This is a genomic window from Cobetia sp. MC34 (genome assembly GCF_018340035.1).
Classification (GTDB): Bacteria; Pseudomonadota; Gammaproteobacteria; order Pseudomonadales; family Halomonadaceae; genus Cobetia; species Cobetia amphilecti.
The window spans coordinates 54,745-72,887 of the sequence record NZ_JADPPY010000006.1; the positions used below are offsets into that span (position 1 = coordinate 54,745).

Genomic DNA, 18,143 nt, shown 5'->3' on the forward strand with positions numbered 1-18,143 from the left:
CATGCCCGATGCCCTCTTGCCCCTGAACGATACGCCGGTCGCGGCCGTGAACGCCTGGCTCGCCGCCTGGTTGTCCCGCGAGGAGGGCGGCGAGCGGCGAGCGCTGCCATGGACGCGTCTGCTGGCCGCGATCATGCAGCAGCTGCCCGGTGAGGCGGCGACCCTGATGCGCTACCTGCCCGAGCGTGACGAGCTGTTGCCACTGGCCACCTACGGCCTGCCTGCCGAGGTGCGTGGGCGACGCTTCGCGCTGGCGGAGCACCCGCGGCTCAAGGCGATCGCCGAGCACACGGGAGTGCATCGTTTCGCGCTGGACAGCGACCTGCCGGACCCCTTCGATGGCCTGCTGGGGGACGTGCATGGGCCGGATCTGCTGGTGCATGACTGCGCCGGTATCGCGCTGCGCGAGGGCGATACACTGCTGGGGGTGATGACCTTCGATGCGCTGACACCGGGAGTGCTGGCCCCGCTGGAATCGTTGTGCGCCTCTGCGAGTACGGACGAACTGGCACTTCCGCTTCAGGAGTTGCAGGCCTGGTTGTCACTCCCCGCACACTGTCTGTCGCTGTCACTACGACAGGAGTGGGCCGCGGTCGGCAGGTCAGGGCTTTCGGCACCGATGGTGGTCTCACCGACAGGCATGGCGTCACAGAGTGCCATGGCCTGCCCGCAGCGTGGCCCGGCGATGGCCAGGCTCGAGGCCCAGCTGGAGGCGGTCGCCGATACCGAGATGACGGTGCTGGTGCAGGGCGAGACCGGCGTGGGCAAGGAGGGCGTGGTCCAGCGTCTGCACGACGCTTCGCGGCGGGCTGCGCGGCCGCTGGTACGCATCAACTGCGCCGCCTTGTCGCCGGACTTGGTCGAAAGCGCGCTGTTCGGGCATCGGCGTGGCGCCTTCTCGGGCGCGACCCATGATCACCGTGGCCACTTCGTGATGGCGGATGGCGGCACCCTGCTGCTGGATGAGATCGGCGAGCTGCCGCTGGCGCTGCAGCCCAAGCTGTTGCGGGTACTTCAGGAAGGCGAGCTGCAGCCGCTGGGCAGCGATCGCGTGGTCAAAGTCGATGTGCGCGTCATCGCGGCCACCAATCGCGATCTCGAGGCGGAGGTCGCCGCCGGGCATTTCCGTGAAGACCTCTATCACCGCCTGAGCGTCTATCCGCTCAGGGTGCCGCCGCTGCGTGAACGCGGGCGTGCGGACCTGCTGGCGTTGGCCGGCACCTTTCTTGAGCACAACCGTACGCGCCTCGGGCTGGGCAATCTGCGCCTGACGCCAGCGGCGGAGCGCCTGCTGTGCGACTACCCCTGGCCCGGCAACGTGCGTGAGCTGGAGCACTGCCTGAGCCGCGCGGCCCTGCATGCCCGGCTCGCGCATGGTGCTCACCCGACTCGCCTGCGCGCCGATGGGCGCCAGCTGGTGGTGATCACGCCGGAACTGCTGGGGTTGGAGGTCAACGCCGAGGTGTCGCTTGAACGGGCCGCCAGCGTGGCGCAGGAGGTTCAGGGCGCGCAGGTGGGGAGGGTGGATCAGACAGGAAGAGCGAGTCAGATGGCAGGAGCGAGTCAGACAGGGGAAGGAAGCTCTGCACCGCGCACCGCCTGGCAGGACGGCGACGAGACGCTGGGGCTACGCGATGCCACCGAGGCATTTCAGCGTGAGCACATCTCGCGGGTCTGGCAGGCGAGTGATCGCAACTGGGCGGAGGCGGCGCGCAGACTCAAGGTCGATCGCGGCAACCTGTACCGGCAGGCGCAGCGTCTGGGAATTGTCTGAGGAGAGAAAAGAAAACGGCGATGCTCATGGAGCATCGCCGTTGTTGTATCTCTGCCGCCGCCGGCCCTGGCGCGACGAGAAGTTCGTGTCTCGAACGCGCGTGCAGACGCCAGCTCAGGCGCGAGTGGCGATCAGCACCGCACGCCGCGGCGCCGGGTGGCCTTCGCGGGTCAGGCTCGGGTCAGCGGGATCGAGGAAGTCGCTCAGCGAGTGGTAGGTCATCCAGTCGGTGGCACGCTGCTCGTCCAGGGTGGTCACGGCTTCATCGACGATGCGCACGTCCTTGAAGCCGGCGCGCTCGCACCAGTGGGCCAGCGCCTGTGAGGAGGGCAGGAAGTAGACATTGGGCATCGCGGCGTAGCGCTCGCCGGGCATCAGCACCGTCGTCACGTCACCTTCCACCACCAGGGTTTCCAGCACCAGCTCGCCGCCAGGACGCAGGGTGTCACGCAGCTGGAAGAGGTGGTCCATCGGCGAGGGGCGATGATAGAGCACGCCCATCGAGAATACGCTATCGAAGGCGCCCATCTTCGCTGGCACATCCTCGATGCCCACCGGCAGGAAGTGCAGATTGCGGCCCCGGGGGTGGTCCGCGCCGATGAAGTGGCGCACGGCATGGAACTGGCAGTAGAAGCGCGGTGAAGGGTCGATCACCAGCGTGAAGGCCGCGCCTGCACCGACCATGCGCCAGCCGTGGTAGCCATTGCCGCCGCCGACATCCAGCACGCGGCGATGGGTGAGATCCGACAGGTGCGGCGCGAGACGCTGCCACTTCCAGTCGGAGCGCCATTCGGTGTCGATATGGATCTCGTCGAGCTGATAGGGGCCCTTGCGCCACGGCATCATCGCACGCAGCAGGTTCTCGCTCTGGCGCAGCTGGCCGCTAGTCAGGCCAGTCGGGAAGCGTGCACCGACCCGGTCGGCATCCAGCTGTACATCGCGCGCGTCGGGCAGGGCGGGCAGCTTTTCCAGCGCGCCATGCCAGGCCTTGAGGTCGGCATGACGCTTGCGGTCCAGGCCATTGGCCAGTTGCTCGGGCAGGGCGCCCAGCCAGCGGGCGAAGCCGTCGCCGACGGCGCCTGGCTCACAGGCAAGCTCGGTGAAGGCACGGTAAAGGTCGCGGTCATACGGGGAAATGCTCATGCGCTGGGTCGGGTCCGTGCAGGCGTGGCGGTCATTCGGCGGCTTTGAAGGCGACCATCGATGCGAAATTCAGGTATTGCAGCCAGGTATGGCTGCGCTGGAAGCCGGCGCGCGCCAGGCGCTCGTGATGCGTGCTCAGGCTGTCGGGCTTCATCACGTCCTCGAGGGCCTCACGTTTCTGGGAGATTTCCAGATCGGAGTAGCCGTTGGCGCGCTTGAAGTCATGATACCGTTCGATCAGCCAGGCATTCTCGACCGGATCATCGCTGATGATCTTCTCGGAGAGGATCAGCACGCCGCCGGGTTCCAGTGCCGCGAACAGCTTGTCGATCACGGCGTCGCGATCTTCCGGCGGCAGGAACTGCAGCGTCAGATTGACCACGATCATGCCGGCCGGCTGATAGTCGAGGGTGCGAATATCGGCTTCGGTGACGTTGATGCGATGGTCGGGGAAGGCCTCGGCGAGTTCGCGGCTGGCGCGCTCGACCATCGGTCTGGACAGATCGACGGCCTCGATCTCGATATCCTCGGCGGCCATCTCGCGGGCCAGCGCCATGCTGGCAGCACCCAGTGAGCAGCCCAGATCATAGACCCGCGCGCCGGGACGCAGGTGAGCGCGGGCCATCAGGCCCAGCATGGCGATGATCTGACCGTAACCCGGCACCGAGCGGCGCAGCATGTCCGGAAAGCAGCTGACGACCTGCTCGTCGAAGGAGAAGCTGGCGACACGGTCAAGGGGTGTCGTAAATATCGCGTCACGGTAAGATGCATCACTCATGGATCAAGGCTTCATCGGGCAGTGGGCCAGGGCGACATGCCTGTGGCCGAGGACCGGCCGGGCAGAGCGCCCCGTCGGGCCCGCCATTCTACGCATTCGGCGCCCGTGACGCACCCGTCACGGCCGGCGGGTGATGCCTCCATCAATCGATTTCAGGCCGGGCCATGCAGGGCCGGTCATTACACTTCAAGGAGAGAGGTGGCCATGTCCACTCAATCAGCGGCACGTTCTGCGCGTCGTAATACCCAGGCCTGGCAGGCTCTCGCGCGCCATCATCAAGAGCAGATGGCCGATGTGCATCTGAAGGACCTGTTCGCCGAGGATGCGGCGCAAGGGCGTGACCGAGTGGCGACCTTCACGCGCTCTGCCGCGGGGCTGCGTCTGGATCTCTCCAAGCAGCGCCTCAAGGGCGAGACCCTGGAGCTGCTGCTGGATCTGGCGCGCGAAACCGGCGTCGAGCAGGGCATCAAGCGCCTGCTGGCCGGTGAGCATGTCAATCGCTCCGAAGACCGTCCGGCGCTGCACGCCGCGCTGCGTCTGCCGCGCTCCGCCAGCCTCGAGGTGGACGGCGAGGATATCGTGCCGGCCATCCACGAGAGCCTCGAGCACCTGGCCGAGATGGTCGACACCTTCCACAGCGGCCAGTGGCGCGGCGCCACCGGCAAGCCGATCACCGACGTGGTCAACCTCGGTGTCGGTGGCTCGGACCTGGGCCCGCTGATGGTCTCCAGCGCCCTGAGCGATTGCCGTCCCAAGGACATCCACGAGATCGGCGTGCACTTCGCCTCGACCATGGATGGCTCCCAGCTGGCGGATTATCTGGAGTCCTTCAGCCCGGAAACCACGCTGTTCATCCTGTCCTCCAAGTCATTCTCGACCATCGACACGCTGTCCAATGCCCGCACCGCGCGCGACTGGCTCAAATCACGCCTCGACCCGGAAGGGCGCCTGGAAGCGCTGATCAACCGCCAGCACTTCATCGGCGCTTCCGCCAAGCCGGAGAAGATGACCGAGTGGGGCATCGCGCCGGAACATCAGCTGCTGTTCTGGGATTGGGTCGGCGGCCGCTATTCGCTGTGGGGCACCATCGGGCTGCCCATCGCCCTCAATGTCGGCATGGACAACTTCCGTCGCCTGCTGGCCGGGGCGCATGAGCTGGATGAGCACTTCCGCACCGCGCCGCTGGAAGACAATCTGCCGGTGCTGCTGGCGCTGGCCGGTATCTGGAACAACAACTTCCTCGATATCCGCGCCCATTCCATCCTGCCCTACGACGGTCGTCTGGAATACTTCGCAAGCTACCTCGAGCAGCTGGAGATGGAATCCAACGGCAAGTCGGTGACCAACGATGGCGAGATGATCGACTACTCGACCTGTCCGGTGCTGTGGGGCCAGCTGGGGCCGAACGCCCAGCACGCCTTCTATCAGCTGCTGCATCAGGGCACCCAGGCGGTCGAGTGTGACTTCATCGCGCCGATGTGCCGTTATGATCACGTCGAGGACGCCGAGACACGCGCCCACCTCAAGGCACAGCACCGCCTGACGCTGGCCAACTGCTTCGCCCAGTCACGTGTACTGATGCTGGGCGATGACGCCATCCCCGGTGATGAGGCGCAGCCGAACCACAAGCGCTACCGTGGCAATCAGCCGTCGACCACGCTGCTGCTGGAGACGCTGACACCGGAAACGCTGGGTGCGTTGATTGCACTCTACGAGCAGAAGGTCTTCGTTCAGGCCACCATCTGGGATATCAACCCTTTCGATCAGTGGGGCGTGGAGCTGGGCAAGCAGATCGCCACCGCCACCGAAGCGACCATGACTACCGGCGAAGGCTTCGAGACGCTGGATGCCTCCAGTCGTGCGCTGATCGAAGCGGTGTGGGCAGCGCAGGATCAGGACCCACGCTGAGCCCAGAGTGGATGTGAGTGAGAGTGTGTGAGTGAGGGCATGCTGATATGCCATGGAAGACGAGCGGCGACGTCAGTCGTCGCTCTCTGTTGATTTATACAGTATTCTCGCTATCCTATAAGCGAATCAATCGTTTACACTAGACAGCACGACGCGGAACGTCGAAAACCCTGCTTCCAGCGTATGAACGCTCGTGAGATGCCCAGCCATCTTGAGGCGTGGGAGGGGAGGTTTCGCGGTCTGACGTGTTGTCGGGAGTGCTGATGGCCAATTCCCCCTTTCCGTCAGATACGGCAGCGATGCACGCCACCGCGCCCGTCAAGGGTCTGCTGTACTTGCACGGCTTCAATTCGGCCAGTTGTTCGCCCAAGGCACGCTTGATGCAGCGCGCGGCAGAGCAGTTCGGCCTGCCGTGCGTGATGCCGGACATCCCCCCGGAGCCCGGCGCGGGTCAGGCGGCGGTCAACGCGGCCTATCTCACGTTGTGTGAGCGCCTGGCGCTGGACCCCGCAGACCCTGCCTGTGACGACGCCATCATGGTGATCGGCAGTTCCATGGGCGGTTTCCTGGCCACCTGGCTGGTCGCGCGTGAGGCCGCACGCCTCGAGGGGCCGGCTGGTCCTTCTCAGAGCGTCTGGCGTCAGGGGCCGCGCAGTGTGCTGATCAATCCGGCCGTGCGTCCCGCGCGACTGGTCAGCGAATGGCTCGGCTCGGTGCATGCCAACCCCTATACCGGCGTGACGTTCACCGTCACCGAGGATTTCGGGCCCGGACTGCTCGCATTGGAAGCGGAGCCGGTCACGGCGCAGCGCACCCTGGTGCTGTTGGCGACGGCCGATGAGACATTGGATGTCAATGATGCCGCAGGGCTCTATCAGGGAAGTCGCTTGATCATCACGCCGGGTGGCGATCACGGCTTTGCGCAGCTGGCGGAATACCTGCCGGCGATCATGGCGCATGGCGGGCACCGGCTGGCCCCCGCCACCGCAGCGGCGATGCATGTCGCGCCGGACTAGCAGGTCATGCGCGTGGTGCTTTCTGCTACGAGACACCACGACCTGGCTGGGCACGGCACCTCTTGGCACGACATGGATTGGCACGACATGGCAGGGCGTTCGATGCTGAACGCCAGGCGCCGGTCTCTCATTTTTCAGGAATCCGTTGTCCGTCTCGCGCACGTGAAATGGCGAGTCGGATGGCGGACGTCAACACCAAGGACACAAGGCTGCGATGAGTCAGTACAGCGCCAGTTCCATTGAGGTCCTCTCCGGCCTCGAACCGGTCCGCAAGCGGCCCGGCATGTATACCGACACTTCTCGGCCCAACCACCTGGCGCAGGAAGTCATCGACAACTCCGTCGATGAGGCGCTGGCGGGGCACGCGAAGGAAATCCGCGTGCGCCTGCTCGAGAATGGCGGTATCGAGGTCGGCGATGACGGTCGTGGCATGCCCACCGACATCCACCCCGAGCATGGCGTGACCGGCATCGAGCTGATCCTCACCAAGCTGCACGCGGGGGGCAAGTTCTCCCAGGACAGCTATCGCTTCTCCGGCGGCCTGCACGGCGTGGGCGTCTCGGTGGTCAATGCGCTGTCGACGCGTCTGGAAGTGGAAGTGTGCCGCGATGGCCTGCGTCAGCGCATCGCCTTCGAGAATGGCGAGAAGGCCGAGGAGCTGACCCAGATCGGCACCGTCGGCAAGCGCAATACCGGCACCCTGGTGCGCTTCTGGCCGGACGAGAGCTACTTCGACAGCCCGCGCCTGGCGATGCCGCGTCTGCGCCACCTGCTGCGTGCCAAGGCCGTGCTGTGTCCGGGCCTCAAGGTCGTGCTCATCGAGACCGATGGCAGCGAGACGACCTGGCACTACGAGGATGGCCTGCGCGATTACCTGCTCGGCGCCACCGATGGCTTCGAACGCCTGCCGGAATCGCCCTTCGTCGGCCATTTCGAGGATGAGGAGCACGGGGTCGACTGGGCGATCCAGTGGCTGCCGGAAGGCGGCGAGCTGGTGCAGGAACCCTACGTCAACCTGATCCCCACGCCGCTGGGTGGCACCCACGTCAATGGCCTGCGCTCCGGTCTGCTCGAGGCGCTCAAGGAATTCTGCGACTACCGCAGCCTGCTGCCGCGTGGCGTCAAGCTGAGCGCGGATGACCTGTGGGAGCGCGCAGCCTTCGTGCTGTCAGTGAAGATGCTCGATCCGCAGTTCGCCGGCCAGACCAAGGAGCGTCTGTCCTCACGCAGCGTCGCCGCCTTCGTCTCCGGCGTGGTCAAGGACGCCTTCTCGCTGTGGCTCAACCACCATGTCGATCAGGCCGAAGCACTGGCGGAACTGGTGATCTCGGCGGCCCAGCGCCGCCTGAAGAGCGCCAAGAAGGTCGCGCGCAAGAAGGTCACCTCCGGGCCTGCGCTGCCGGGCAAACTCTCGGACTGCTCAAGCTCCGACCCTGCCGACAGTGAGCTGTTTCTGGTCGAGGGCGACTCCGCCGGCGGCAGCGCCAAGCAGGGCCGCAACCGCGAGACCCAGGCGATCCTGCCGCTGCGTGGCAAGATCCTCAATACCTGGGAAGTCGAGTCGCATGACATCTACTCCTCCCAGGAAGTCCACGACATCGCGGTCGCCATCGGCCTGGACCCGGGCTCGGATGACCTCACCAAGTTGCGCTATCACAAGGTCTGCATCCTGGCGGACGCCGACTCCGATGGTCTGCACATCGCCACGCTGCTGTGCGCGCTGTTCGTGCGTCACTTCCCGGCGCTGGTGGATGCCGGGCGCGTCTTCGTCGCCATGCCGCCGCTGTACCGCATCGACCTGGGCAAGGAAGTGCATTACGCCCTGGACGAGAGCGAGAAGGCGCACATCCTCAAGCAGCTCGAGAGCAAGCGTGGCACGCCCAACGTGCAGCGCTTCAAGGGTCTGGGTGAGATGAATCCGCTGCAGCTGCGGGAAACGACCATGGCACCGGACACCCGCCGTCTGGTGCAGCTGACGCGCAGTGCGGATGACGGCACCCACGAGATGCTCGACATGCTGCTGGCCAAGAAGCGCGCCAGTGATCGCAAGAGCTGGCTCGAGGACTACGGCAACATGGCCGATATCGAGGTCTGATCATCGGTTGAGCTGCAAGAGCAGACAAGCTGCGCGACAGCATTCTTTCGGGAGCGCCACAGTCAGGCGCTCCCCGGTTTTACGCTCGTAATCAAGGTCAAGCGCCCATGAGCATGGATATCCAGGTCGCGGAGGGTGACGTCGAACGTCTGGCCCTGCGCGACTACACCGAAAAGGCGTACCTCGACTACTCGATGTACGTGATTCTCGACCGCGCCCTGCCGCATGTCGGCGATGGCATGAAGCCGGTGCAGCGCCGCATCGTCTACGCCATGCGCGAACTGTCCCTGACGGCCAACGCCAAGTACAAGAAGTCGGCGCGTACCGTCGGCGACGTGCTGGGCAAGTTCCACCCGCACGGTGACAGTGCCTGTTACGAGGCGATGGTGCTGATGGCGCAGCCGTTCAGCTATCGCTATCCGTTGGTGGATGGCCAGGGCAACTGGGGTAGCCAGGATGACCCCAAGTCCTTCGCGGCGATGCGTTACACCGAATCGCGGCTGTCGAAGTACTCCGAGGTGCTGCTGTCCGAGCTCTCCCAGGGCACCGTCGACTGGGTGCCCAACTTCGATGGCACCATGAACGAGCCCAAGGTGCTGCCGGCGCGTCTGCCCAATGTGCTGCTCAACGGCACCACCGGTATCGCGGTGGGCATGGCGACCGACATCCCGCCGCACAACGTGCATGAAGTCGTGGCCGCCACGCGCCATCTGCTGCGTCATCCGGACTCCGACAGCGATCAGTTGATGGAGTACCTGCCGGCACCGGACTTCCCCACCGAGGCGGAGATCATCACGCCGCGCACCGATCTCGCCAAGCTCTATCGCACCGGTCGTGGCAGCGTGAAGATGCGCGCCCGCTACGTGCTGGAAGAGGGCGATATCGTGATCACGGCGCTGCCGTATCAGGTCTCCGGCGCCAAGGTGATCGAGCAGATCGCCGCCCAGATGCAGGCCAAGAAGCTGCCGATGGTCGCGGACCTGCGTGATGAGTCCGACCACGAGAACCCGACGCGCCTGCTGATTCAGCCGCGCTCCAATCGTGTCGATATCGAAGGCCTGATGGCGCACCTGTTCGCCACCACGGACCTCGAGAAGAACGCGCGCGTCAACATGAACGTCATCGATCTCAAGGGGCGCCCGCGGGTGATGGCGCTGCACGAGATGCTGGCCGAGTGGCTGCGCTATCGTCGTGCCACCGTGCGTCGCCGCCTCGAGCATCGTCTGGCCAAGGTCGAGGACCGTCTGCATATCCTCGAGGGTCTGCTGACGGCTTATCTGAATCTCGACGAGGTGATTCGCATCATCCGCGAGGAGGAAGACCCCAAGGCCAGCCTGATCGAGACCTTCCAGCTCTCCGAGCGTCAGGCCGAGGCGATCCTCGAGCTGCGTCTGCGTCACCTGGCGCGTCTTGAAGAGATGAAGCTGCGTGGCGAGCAGGACGAGCTCAAGCGCGAGCGCAAGCACCTCAAGCATCTGCTGGGCAATGACGAAGCACTGACGGACCTGATCGACAGTGAGCTTGAGCAGGCCGCCACCGACTTCGGTGATGCACGTCGCTCGCCGCTGGTCGAGCGCGGTGAAGCCAAGGCGCTGTCGGAAGTCGAGCTGATGGGCGCCGACCCGATCACCGTCGCGCTGTCCGAGAAGGGCTGGATCCGTGCCGCCAAGGGGCATGATATCGACCCCGAAGGCCTGTCCTACAAGGCCGGCGACCGCTTCCATCTGGCGGCGCGTGGCAAGACCAATCAGCCGCTGGTGCTGCTGGATGACACCGGGCGTGCCTACACCCTGGCCGCGCACAATCTGCCCAGTGCACGCGGGCAGGGCGAGCCGATCACCGGGCGCATTAATCCAGCGGCGGGGGCGGCGATGGTCGGGCTGCTGCTCGATGCGCCTTCCGCGCGCTATCTGCTGGCCTCCGATGGCGGCTATGGCTTCGTGACCACGCTCGAACAGCTCACCGGCAAGAACAAGTCCGGCAAGGCAGCGCTGACCTTGCCGCGCGGCTGTGCGGTGCTGTCACCGGTCGAGGTGCCGACAGTGCCGGAGGCTGCCGATGGCGCGCCCGCGGCCTTGGAAGTGGCGGTGGTGTCCAACGAAGGGCGCCTGCTGGTCTTCCCGCTCTCCGAGCTGCCCGAGATGTCCAAGGGCAAGGGTAACAAGATGCTGTCGATTCCGGGCGAACGCGCCGCCAACCGCGAGGAGTTCGTGCGCTCGCTGGTGGTCTTGCCCGCTGGTGCGACCCTGGTGGTGCATGCCGGCAAGCGCAAGACCCTGCTCAAGGGGGCGGATCTCGATTATTATCGTGGCGAGCGTGGCCGCCGTGGCAGCAAGCTGCCCAAGGGCTTCCAGAAGGTCGACCGTCTGGCCGTCGATAGTTGAATCCGGGCCGGATGGCCTGGCTTGTTAGCTGAGGTGCGTCGGCGTTGACGCCGACATGTCCCGTGGGCGACACCTTGATGATTCATTGCTCAGGAATGATTTTCCAATGACACAACGTATCTTGATCCGTGCCACCGGTACGGCTCGTCCAGGACAGCTGGCAGGGCTTGGTCAGGCGCTGGCGCGCAGCGGCGCACGACTGCTGGACATCAATCAGAGCGTGACCTTCGGGCTGGTGTCGCTGGAAGCGCTGGTGGCTCTCGGCGCGGAGTCCGACCTGGAGGCCGCGCTGGCCGCCGCCGGTGAACAGCTGGGGCTGGATGTGCAGGCCGTGCAGGTCGGTGCTGAGGAATACGCGCGCTGGAGCCATCAGGCGGAGCGCCCGCGCTGGATTCTGACGCTGCTGGCGCCGTGTCTGCCGGCCGGCATTCTGGCCGAGGTCGGTGGCCTGACAGCCGAATTCGGCATCACCGTCGAGCTGATGCATCGTCTGTCGGGGCGTGAGCCGCTGGATGGCGAGTCACCGGCCGAAGGCGCCTGTGTCGAGTGCTGGCTGCGCCTGCCGGAGAGTGACACCGACATCAACGCCCTGCGCGAGAAGGCGCTGGCGCTGGGCGCGCTGCACGGTGTCGACATCGCGATCCAGGAAGACGATATCTGGCGTCGCCATCGTCGCCTGATCTGCTTCGACATGGATTCGACGCTGATCCAGACCGAGGTGATCGACGAGCTGGCGCGTCGTCACGGTGTCGGCGAGGAAGTCTCGGAAGTCACCGAGCGGGCCATGCGGGGCGAGCTGGACTTCAAGGAAAGCTTCCGCGAACGCATGAGCAAGTTGGAAGGCCTGGATGAATCGGTGCTGGCCGATATCGCCGCCAATCTGCCGCTGATGGATGGGGTCGAGCGCCTGATGGCCAACCTCAAGGCGCTGGGCTATCGCACCGCGATCCTGTCCGGCGGCTTCACTTACTTCGCGCGTCATCTTCAGCAGCTGCTGGGCTTCGATGAGATCCACGCCAATGAGCTGGTGATCGTCAATGGCAAGGTCACCGGTGAAGTGCGCGAGCCGATCGTCGATGCCGAGCGCAAGGCGCTGCTGCTGCGCGAGATCGCCGAGCGTCATGGCCTGCGCATGGAGCAGACCATCGCCGTCGGTGACGGTGCCAATGACCTCAAGATGCTGGCCGAGGCGGGGCTGGGCATCGCCTTCCGCGCCAAGCCGCTGGTGCGTGAACAGGCGCGCCAGTCGATCTCGACTCTGGGCCTGGATGCCGTGCTCTACCTGATGGGCTATCGCCAGCAGGATCTCGAGCACTGATCCGTGATTCAGCCGCTGAACGCCTGCGCTGAGTGACAAGCCAGTGTGTGAGTGACAACGCCCCCCATCGCCGCCGCGATGGGGGGCGTTGTCGTCTGGTCATCAGGTCGCAGAGTAGTCCCAAAGCAGCAATGCGCTTTCGGGTGTGAGGGCTAGACTGGAGGGGAAGCGCCGACGACTCGTCGCTCGTCAGTTGACGCCATACTGAAACGCCACTCGCCACGCCGTCAGGAGTTTGCCCATGCCGTCACCCTATGACGATGAACTGCACCTGCTGTGCCTGTTTCCGCATGATGCCGCCCTCAAGGGCTTGAAGATTCGCCACGATGCCAGTCCCGACATGGTGGCCGCCGCCGAGCGTCTGCATGCCAAGGGGTTGACCACGCTGCCGGATGGCGGCTATCTGACGTCGGTGGGCCGTGAGGCCGCCGAACACGCCCATCGTCTCAATGACCTGCTTCACGTCCCGATGGCCATGACGGGCACCTGAGTTCGTCCACTGGCTTGAATCGCTGATCGCGAGAAGGAAAAACGCCCCGTGGCTTTCGGCCACGGGGCGTTTTTGTCTGCGGTCTCAGGGGCGGTGAGTCACCTGTGCGCTCAGGCCTTGTGCTTGCGATAGGTCGCGCGGGTGATCTCGACGATCTCCACGCTGACTTCGCGGGCCGCCTCGCAGTGAGGCTTGAGGGCCTCCATCAGGATATCCGCCAGGCGCGACTTGTCGTCATCGCTGCGGCCTTCCAGCTGGTGGCAGTGCAGGTTGACGAAGCCGTGCTTGTGCGCCAGCGGTGCCTGATTGCCGGCCAGACGCCAGTGACGCCAGCTTTCCGCGCGCACCTTGATGTCGGTTTCCTTGAACAGGCCACTTTGCATGGCAGCGGCATGCAGGTCATCCATGATCGCGTCCATGTCGAGGCTGGGGGCCAGACTGTCGGCATAATCAATGACGAGATGAGGCATGTGATGGGCTCCTTGAGCATGGCCACGCCTCTCGGGGCGTGTGCCGATGATGAAATTGGCCAGCGATAGTAGCAAATTTTGTGCAGGACGCCGCCTGTTGTTGCCTCACGCTGCCAAGGCGCCATTCACGCGCTGGCGATGATGCCTGTCAGGTTGAGCGATGATGGCTCGCGCTCGTCGCCCGCAGGGGAAGACGCCGAAGGGCCAGTGGCGGCGGCGTCGACTCCCGGATGTGTTTTGGACACAGGGGGATTGGATAGAGGTGTCTTGGAGCGTCGGCCGGGCACTTCACGTACCAGGCGCGGCATCAGGAAGCCGGGCAGATGCTCAAGCAGCGCTTCCATCAGGTTGCAGGCCTCTTCATCGCTGACCGCGAAGTGGGCGGCGCCCTGCACGGGGTCGAAGGCATGCAGGTAGTAGGGCAGTACGCCGCACTCGAAGAGGCGCTCGGCGAGGGCCGTCTGCACTTCCACGCTGTCATTGACGCCGCGCAGGATGACGCCCTGATTGAGAAGGGTGACGCCGGCGTTCTTGAGGCGAGTCATGGCGGCAGCGACGGCGTCGTCCAGCTCGTTGGCATGGTTGGTGTGAATGACCAGCACCTTCTGCAGACGCGTGGCACCCAGCCAGCCGAGCAGCTCGTCATTGACGCGGTCCGGAATCACCACCGGCAGGCGCGTGTGGATACGCAGGCGCTTGAGATGCGGAATCTCGCCCAGCGACTCCACCAGCCACGCCAGGCGCTTGTCGGGGGAGACCAGCGGGTCGCCGCCGGACAGGATCACCTCGCGGATGCGCTCGTCGGCGCGCAGGTAGTCGAGGATATCCTGCCACTGCGCGCGGCTGGGCTGATGGTCGTCATAGGGGAAGTGACGGCGGAAGCAGTAGCGGCAGTTGATCGCGCAGCCGCCGCTGGCCATCAGCAGCACCCGATTGGTGTACTTGTGGATCAGCCCCGGCAGCGGCGTATGTTCAGCCTCTTCCAGCGGATCGGTGACGTAGCCGTCGAGCACATCGGTCTCGGCGTCCAGCGGCAGCACCTGGCGCAGCAGTGGGTCGTCGAGGTCATTGGCGCGGATGCGGCTGGCATAGGCCTCGGGCACGCGGATCGCGAACAGTTCATGGCCGTCGCGGGCGCCCGGCAGCCACTCGCGCTCCAGCCCCAGGCGCTCCAGCAGGGCCTGTGGAGAGCGGATCACGTCGCGCAGCTGTGCACGCCAGTCATTCGGGGCAGACGGGGCTTCAGCGGCAGATGAGAAGGCCTCTGAGGCACGACTTTCGTGGCTGGTGTGCGGGATGGTATGCAAGGATGCAGGGGTTCGGGTTATCATGCGCATCACTTCTAGTCATGATTGCAGCCAATTGACTGCAATCTGGAATTCATGGCGGGCAAGACCCGTTAACGAGTCGAGAGCGAGCAAGATGGCCAACTATTCTACCAACGAATTCAAGTCCGGTCTGAAAGTGATGCTGGACAATGATCCCTGTGCCATCGTCGATAACGAACTGGTCAAGCCGGGCAAGGGCCAGGCCTTCAACCGCGTCAAGCTGCGCAACCTGAAGACCGGTCGTGTATGGGAGCGTACTTTCAAGTCCGGCGAGAGCATCGAAGCCGCCGATGTCATGGAAGTCGACATGGAATACCTCTACACCGACGGTGAGATGTGGCACTTCATGCGTACCGATGGCTCCTTCGAGCAGTACGCTGTCGATGGCAAGGCGCTGGGCGACACGGTCAAGTGGCTGAAAGAGCAGGTCGTCTACACCATCACGCTGTGGAACGACAACGCGATCGCCGTCACCGCGCCGAACTTCATCGAGCTGGAAGTCGTCGAGACGGACCCGGGCCTCAAGGGCGACACCGCCAACGGTGGCTCCAAGCCGGCGACCCTGTCTTCCGGTGCCGTGGTGCGTGTGCCGCTGTTCATCAACCAGGGCGAAGTCCTCAAGGTTGATACCCGCAGCGCCGAGTACGTGTCTCGCGCCTGAGCCCTTTCGCTCACGTCGTGAACACCCTGATGCCTCGCCTCGTGCGGGGCATCATCGTTTGTGCTCCTCATTCGTGCTGGTCAGTCGTGCAGAGTGATCGTGTCGATCAGCCCTCGCGATTGGCCAGCGTCTCCCGCTGATCCCTTCCTCGAGCCTGTCCATGTCTGATGCCGATTCTTCCGCCGCTGCTTCACCTCTCTCAGCCGCTGCCGCGCCAGGCGCTGCCCTGGCAGAGGACTGGGCGCCCACTGCCACGCGCGAGCGGCTCGTTCAGCGCGCGCGTCTGATCAGTGAGGTGCGCGCCTTCTTCGCCGAGCGTGAGGTGCTGGAGGTGGAAACGCCGGTGCTGGGGCAGGCCGGTTCGACGGATGTCGGTCTCGCGTCATTGTCCTTGAGCGCGCAGCTGCCGGGCGAGCGTGAGCGCGTGCCGCTGTGGCTGCAGACATCGCCGGAATTTCACATGAAGCGACTGCTGGCGGCCGGCAGCGGGCCGATCTTCCAGATCGCGCGTGCCTTCCGCGATGGCGAGGTCAGCCGCCGCCACAATCCCGAGTTCTGCATGCTGGAGTGGTATCGCCCCGGCATGAGCCTTGAGGCGCTGATGACGGAGACCTGCGAGTTGATCCGGCGCGTGATGGCGCTCGGGGCACAGTTGACCGGTCAGCCGTTGTTGCTCAATGAGTCACAAGGCGCCCAGGCCAGGCCTGCCATCACGCCTTACCGTGCGCTGTTTCGCCGTGTGCTGGCGCTGGACCCCTTCACGGCCTCGCTTGAGGAGCTACGAGCCGCCTGTGCGCGAGAATGTGAGGTCGCGGCTGACGACTGGTCGCATGAGACCTGCCTGGATGCACTGATGAGCCTGGTGATCGAGCCGACTCTTGGCTCAGGGGCACAGGGCGCAGGAGCGCAGGGGCGAGGGTCACAGGGGATAGGAGCGCAGGGACAAGCCACCGTGGAGCTGGTCACCGAGTACCCGGCCGCACAGGCCGCCTTGGCGCGCAAGCATCAGGACAGTGAGGGTGATTGGGTGGCGTCGCGTTTCGAGGCCTATGTGGCGGGCATCGAGCTGGCCAACGGCTATGACGAGCTGACCGATGCCAGTGAGCAGGCGGCGCGCTTTGCCGAAGACAATGCCGCGCGAGTCGCCCAGGGACTGCCTGAGGTAGCGTCGGACCAGCGCCTGGTGGCGGCCTTGCAGGCGGGAATGCCCGCGGGGAGCGGGGTGGCGCTGGGGCTGGATCGTCTGATCATGCTGGCGCTGGGAGAGCGCGATATCTCGGCGGTGATCGCTTTTCCGGCAACACGTGCTTGAGAGCCGACATGAGAGGCAGCTTTCGATGTGATTTGCGTGAATCCCAGCGTTTATTGCCAACACGCTTGCCGAGCGTGCGTCGACTAGACTGGAGAAGTCAGCGTGGAGGGTTGGCGCTTGCCTGCGAAGCCCGCAGACAAGGTGATGGCAGGACCAGGGCAATGGTCGCAGCGGGTCTTCTTTTATCGGGCATGGTGAAAGAAGGCGACAGATGATGGCTCGAACCCTCGGAGCCTTCGAGGCATCATCCGGCAGTCGCGTCGTGAGAGCGTGACGCCCGTCATGGAGGACTCTGATCTGTTTGGGCACTGAAGGTAGTGATCACCCCGATGGCAGCGTTCATCGCGGGGCAAGGCAAGAAGGCGAGGAGCGCGGTCAGTCTCCTGTCGTTAAAAAGGGAAGCCAGGGGCTTCCCTTTTTTTATGCCCGGGTTTCATGTGCGGGCTTTATGCACGAGTGTCGTGCTCGCGCTGCGCCATGCCTGACCTTATTTCTCGTCTGTGGTCGGCGTGTCCTGCGCCGTCTCTGTCGCATGCTCTTCTGGCTCGGTCGGGGCCGGTGCTGTCGCAGACGGGCGCATGCCGAGTGACTGACCCATGCTGACCTTCTGGCCCGGTGTCAGGGCGTCATCGAACTCGACGCTGTCCGGGAAGCACATCACCACGGTGGAGCCGAGCTGGAAGCGGCCCATCTCGGCGCCATGTGCCAGCTCGATGAGTTGATCGAAACGGGTCGTCTCGACATCACCGGAAAGCGGCGTGATCTGACCACACCAGACGGTCTTGATCGCCGCGACGATCATCGCGCCCACCAGCACCATGGCCATCGGGCCATGCTCGGTCTCGAAGATGCACACCAGGCGCTCGTTGCGCGCGAAGAGGCCCGGCACGTGCTTGGCAGTGGCTTCGTTGACCGAGAACAGGCGCCCCGGGACGTAAGCCATCTCGACCAGACGACCGGCCACCGGCATATGGACGCGATGGTAGTCCTTCGGTGACAGATAGACGGTGGCGAAGCGGCCGTTGCGGAAGGGAGCGGCGCGCTCTTCACTGCCACCCAGCAGCTGAGTCAGCGAGAACGCCTGACCCTTGGCCTGTACCAGGGTGCCGTGTTCGATGTTGCCGAACTGGGACAGTACGCCATCGGCCGGTGACACCAGGCCTTCGCCGATGGGGCGGGCGTCCGCCTTCAGGGCACGGGTGAAGAAGTCATTGAAGCAGGCGTAGGCACGCGGATTCTCCTCGAGCGCCTCGTTCATGTTGACGCCGTAGGCCTTGATGAAGCGCTCGATGAAGGTGTTCTTGACCCACGGATTGGTGCAGGCGGCGACACGGCCGATGAGGCGTGAGATCAGGTGCTGGGGCAGTGGGTACTGGCTCAGGGAAAACAGCTTGGCGCGATCCACGATGGCGATCCTTGCAGGCACTTTCAGGAATGAAAAGCCCGCTCCTCGAGAGGGCGGGCGT

At 64.8% G+C, this 18,143-nt stretch carries 14 protein-coding genes; 9 read left to right on the top strand and 5 right to left on the bottom strand.

Translation table 11 applies throughout. The annotated features are described in order from the left end of the window. The first annotated feature begins 1 nt into the window (after nt 1). Nucleotides 2-1,774, top strand: a complete 1,773-nt coding sequence (gene norR / locus IZU87_RS05055; protein WP_213113885.1) for a nitric oxide reductase transcriptional regulator NorR — start codon at nt 2-4, stop codon at nt 1,772-1,774. Nucleotides 1,775-1,888: 114 nt separating this feature from the next. Here norR and cmoB read toward each other — a convergent pair whose 3' ends face one another. Then, nucleotides 1,889-2,917, bottom strand: a complete 1,029-nt coding sequence (gene cmoB / locus IZU87_RS05060; RefSeq protein ID WP_213113886.1) for a tRNA 5-methoxyuridine(34)/uridine 5-oxyacetic acid(34) synthase CmoB — start codon at nt 2,915-2,917, stop codon at nt 1,889-1,891. A 31-nt stretch (nt 2,918-2,948) separates the two neighbouring features. Then, nucleotides 2,949-3,695: a carboxy-S-adenosyl-L-methionine synthase CmoA gene (gene cmoA, locus IZU87_RS05065; protein WP_213113887.1), complete on the bottom strand. Its 747-nt coding sequence runs from the start codon at nt 3,693-3,695 to the stop codon at nt 2,949-2,951. Nucleotides 3,696-3,899: 204 nt separating this feature from the next. Here cmoA and pgi point away from each other — a divergent pair, with 204 nt between their 5' ends. The 6 genes from pgi (at nt 3,900) to IZU87_RS05095 (ending at nt 12,906) form a co-directional block, all read left to right on the top strand. Continuing rightward, nucleotides 3,900-5,603 (top strand): glucose-6-phosphate isomerase, encoded by a 1,704-nt coding sequence (pgi, locus tag IZU87_RS05070; RefSeq protein ID WP_054557080.1) that lies wholly within the window; start codon nt 3,900-3,902, stop codon nt 5,601-5,603. A gap of 263 nt (nt 5,604-5,866) precedes the next feature. Further along, a complete protein-coding gene (locus IZU87_RS05075) occupies nt 5,867-6,619 on the top strand; it encodes a YqiA/YcfP family alpha/beta fold hydrolase (protein ID WP_233593451.1) in 753 nt (250 codons plus the stop codon). Nucleotides 6,620-6,833: 214 nt separating this feature from the next. Next, the gene (gene parE, locus IZU87_RS05080) at nt 6,834-8,714 is read left to right on the top strand and encodes a DNA topoisomerase IV subunit B (protein ID WP_043335172.1); all 1,881 of its coding nucleotides are present in this window, start codon (nt 6,834-6,836) and stop codon (nt 8,712-8,714) included. A gap of 107 nt (nt 8,715-8,821) precedes the next feature. Beyond that, nucleotides 8,822-11,098 carry a DNA topoisomerase IV subunit A gene (gene parC / locus IZU87_RS05085; RefSeq protein WP_213113888.1) on the top strand — a complete coding sequence of 759 codons (2,277 nt, stop codon included), beginning with the start codon at nt 8,822-8,824 and terminating at the stop codon, nt 11,096-11,098. Between the two features lie 106 nt (nt 11,099-11,204). Next, nucleotides 11,205-12,416 carry a phosphoserine phosphatase SerB gene (gene serB, locus IZU87_RS05090; RefSeq protein ID WP_054557084.1) on the top strand — a complete coding sequence of 404 codons (1,212 nt, stop codon included), beginning with the start codon at nt 11,205-11,207 and terminating at the stop codon, nt 12,414-12,416. Nucleotides 12,417-12,657: 241 nt separating this feature from the next. After that, nucleotides 12,658-12,906 carry a TIGR02647 family protein gene (locus IZU87_RS05095; protein WP_043335179.1) on the top strand — a complete coding sequence of 83 codons (249 nt, stop codon included), beginning with the start codon at nt 12,658-12,660 and terminating at the stop codon, nt 12,904-12,906. Between the two features lie 110 nt (nt 12,907-13,016). On the opposite strand, the gene IZU87_RS05100 is transcribed toward IZU87_RS05095, so the two are convergent. Both IZU87_RS05100 and epmB read right to left on the bottom strand, forming a co-directional pair. After that, a complete protein-coding gene (locus IZU87_RS05100) occupies nt 13,017-13,376 on the bottom strand; it encodes a 5-carboxymethyl-2-hydroxymuconate Delta-isomerase (RefSeq protein ID WP_043335180.1) in 360 nt (119 codons plus the stop codon). Between the two features lie 125 nt (nt 13,377-13,501). Continuing rightward, nucleotides 13,502-14,707, bottom strand: coding sequence for an EF-P beta-lysylation protein EpmB (epmB, locus tag IZU87_RS05105; RefSeq protein ID WP_213113889.1), 1,206 nt, complete (start codon nt 14,705-14,707; stop codon nt 13,502-13,504). A 91-nt stretch (nt 14,708-14,798) separates the two neighbouring features. On the opposite strand from epmB, the gene efp reads away from it, so the two are divergent. Then, nucleotides 14,799-15,365, top strand: coding sequence for an elongation factor P (gene efp, locus IZU87_RS05110; protein WP_043335182.1), 567 nt, complete (start codon nt 14,799-14,801; stop codon nt 15,363-15,365). A gap of 226 nt (nt 15,366-15,591) precedes the next feature. Continuing rightward, a complete protein-coding gene (locus tag IZU87_RS05115; protein ID WP_213113931.1) occupies nt 15,592-16,677 on the top strand; it encodes an EF-P lysine aminoacylase GenX in 1,086 nt (361 codons plus the stop codon). A 487-nt stretch (nt 16,678-17,164) separates the two neighbouring features. Here the strand turns inward: IZU87_RS05115 and asd are convergent, their stop codons facing one another. Then, nucleotides 17,165-18,082: an archaetidylserine decarboxylase gene (asd, locus tag IZU87_RS05120; RefSeq protein ID WP_213113890.1), complete on the bottom strand. Its 918-nt coding sequence runs from the start codon at nt 18,080-18,082 to the stop codon at nt 17,165-17,167. Between the last annotated feature and the right edge of the window lie 61 nt (nt 18,083-18,143).

Excerpts from the sequence above, each read along its gene's own strand:
- norR (WP_213113885.1), top strand. The coding sequence starts at position 2 with ATGCCCGATGCCCTCTTGCCCCTGAACGATACGCCGGTCGCGGCCGTG.
- cmoB (WP_213113886.1), bottom strand. The coding sequence starts at position 2,917 with ATGAGCATTTCCCCGTATGACCGCGACCTTTACCGTGCCTTCACCGAG.
- cmoA (WP_213113887.1), bottom strand. The coding sequence starts at position 3,695 with ATGAGTGATGCATCTTACCGTGACGCGATATTTACGACACCCCTTGAC.
- pgi (WP_054557080.1), top strand. The coding sequence starts at position 3,900 with ATGTCCACTCAATCAGCGGCACGTTCTGCGCGTCGTAATACCCAGGCC.
- IZU87_RS05075 (WP_233593451.1), top strand. The coding sequence starts at position 5,867 with ATGGCCAATTCCCCCTTTCCGTCAGATACGGCAGCGATGCACGCCACC.
- parE (WP_043335172.1), top strand. The coding sequence starts at position 6,834 with ATGAGTCAGTACAGCGCCAGTTCCATTGAGGTCCTCTCCGGCCTCGAA.
- parC (WP_213113888.1), top strand. The coding sequence starts at position 8,822 with ATGAGCATGGATATCCAGGTCGCGGAGGGTGACGTCGAACGTCTGGCC.
- serB (WP_054557084.1), top strand. The coding sequence starts at position 11,205 with ATGACACAACGTATCTTGATCCGTGCCACCGGTACGGCTCGTCCAGGA.
- IZU87_RS05095 (WP_043335179.1), top strand. The coding sequence starts at position 12,658 with ATGCCGTCACCCTATGACGATGAACTGCACCTGCTGTGCCTGTTTCCG.
- IZU87_RS05100 (WP_043335180.1), bottom strand. The coding sequence starts at position 13,376 with ATGCCTCATCTCGTCATTGATTATGCCGACAGTCTGGCCCCCAGCCTC.
- epmB (WP_213113889.1), bottom strand. The coding sequence starts at position 14,707 with ATGATAACCCGAACCCCTGCATCCTTGCATACCATCCCGCACACCAGC.
- efp (WP_043335182.1), top strand. The coding sequence starts at position 14,799 with ATGGCCAACTATTCTACCAACGAATTCAAGTCCGGTCTGAAAGTGATG.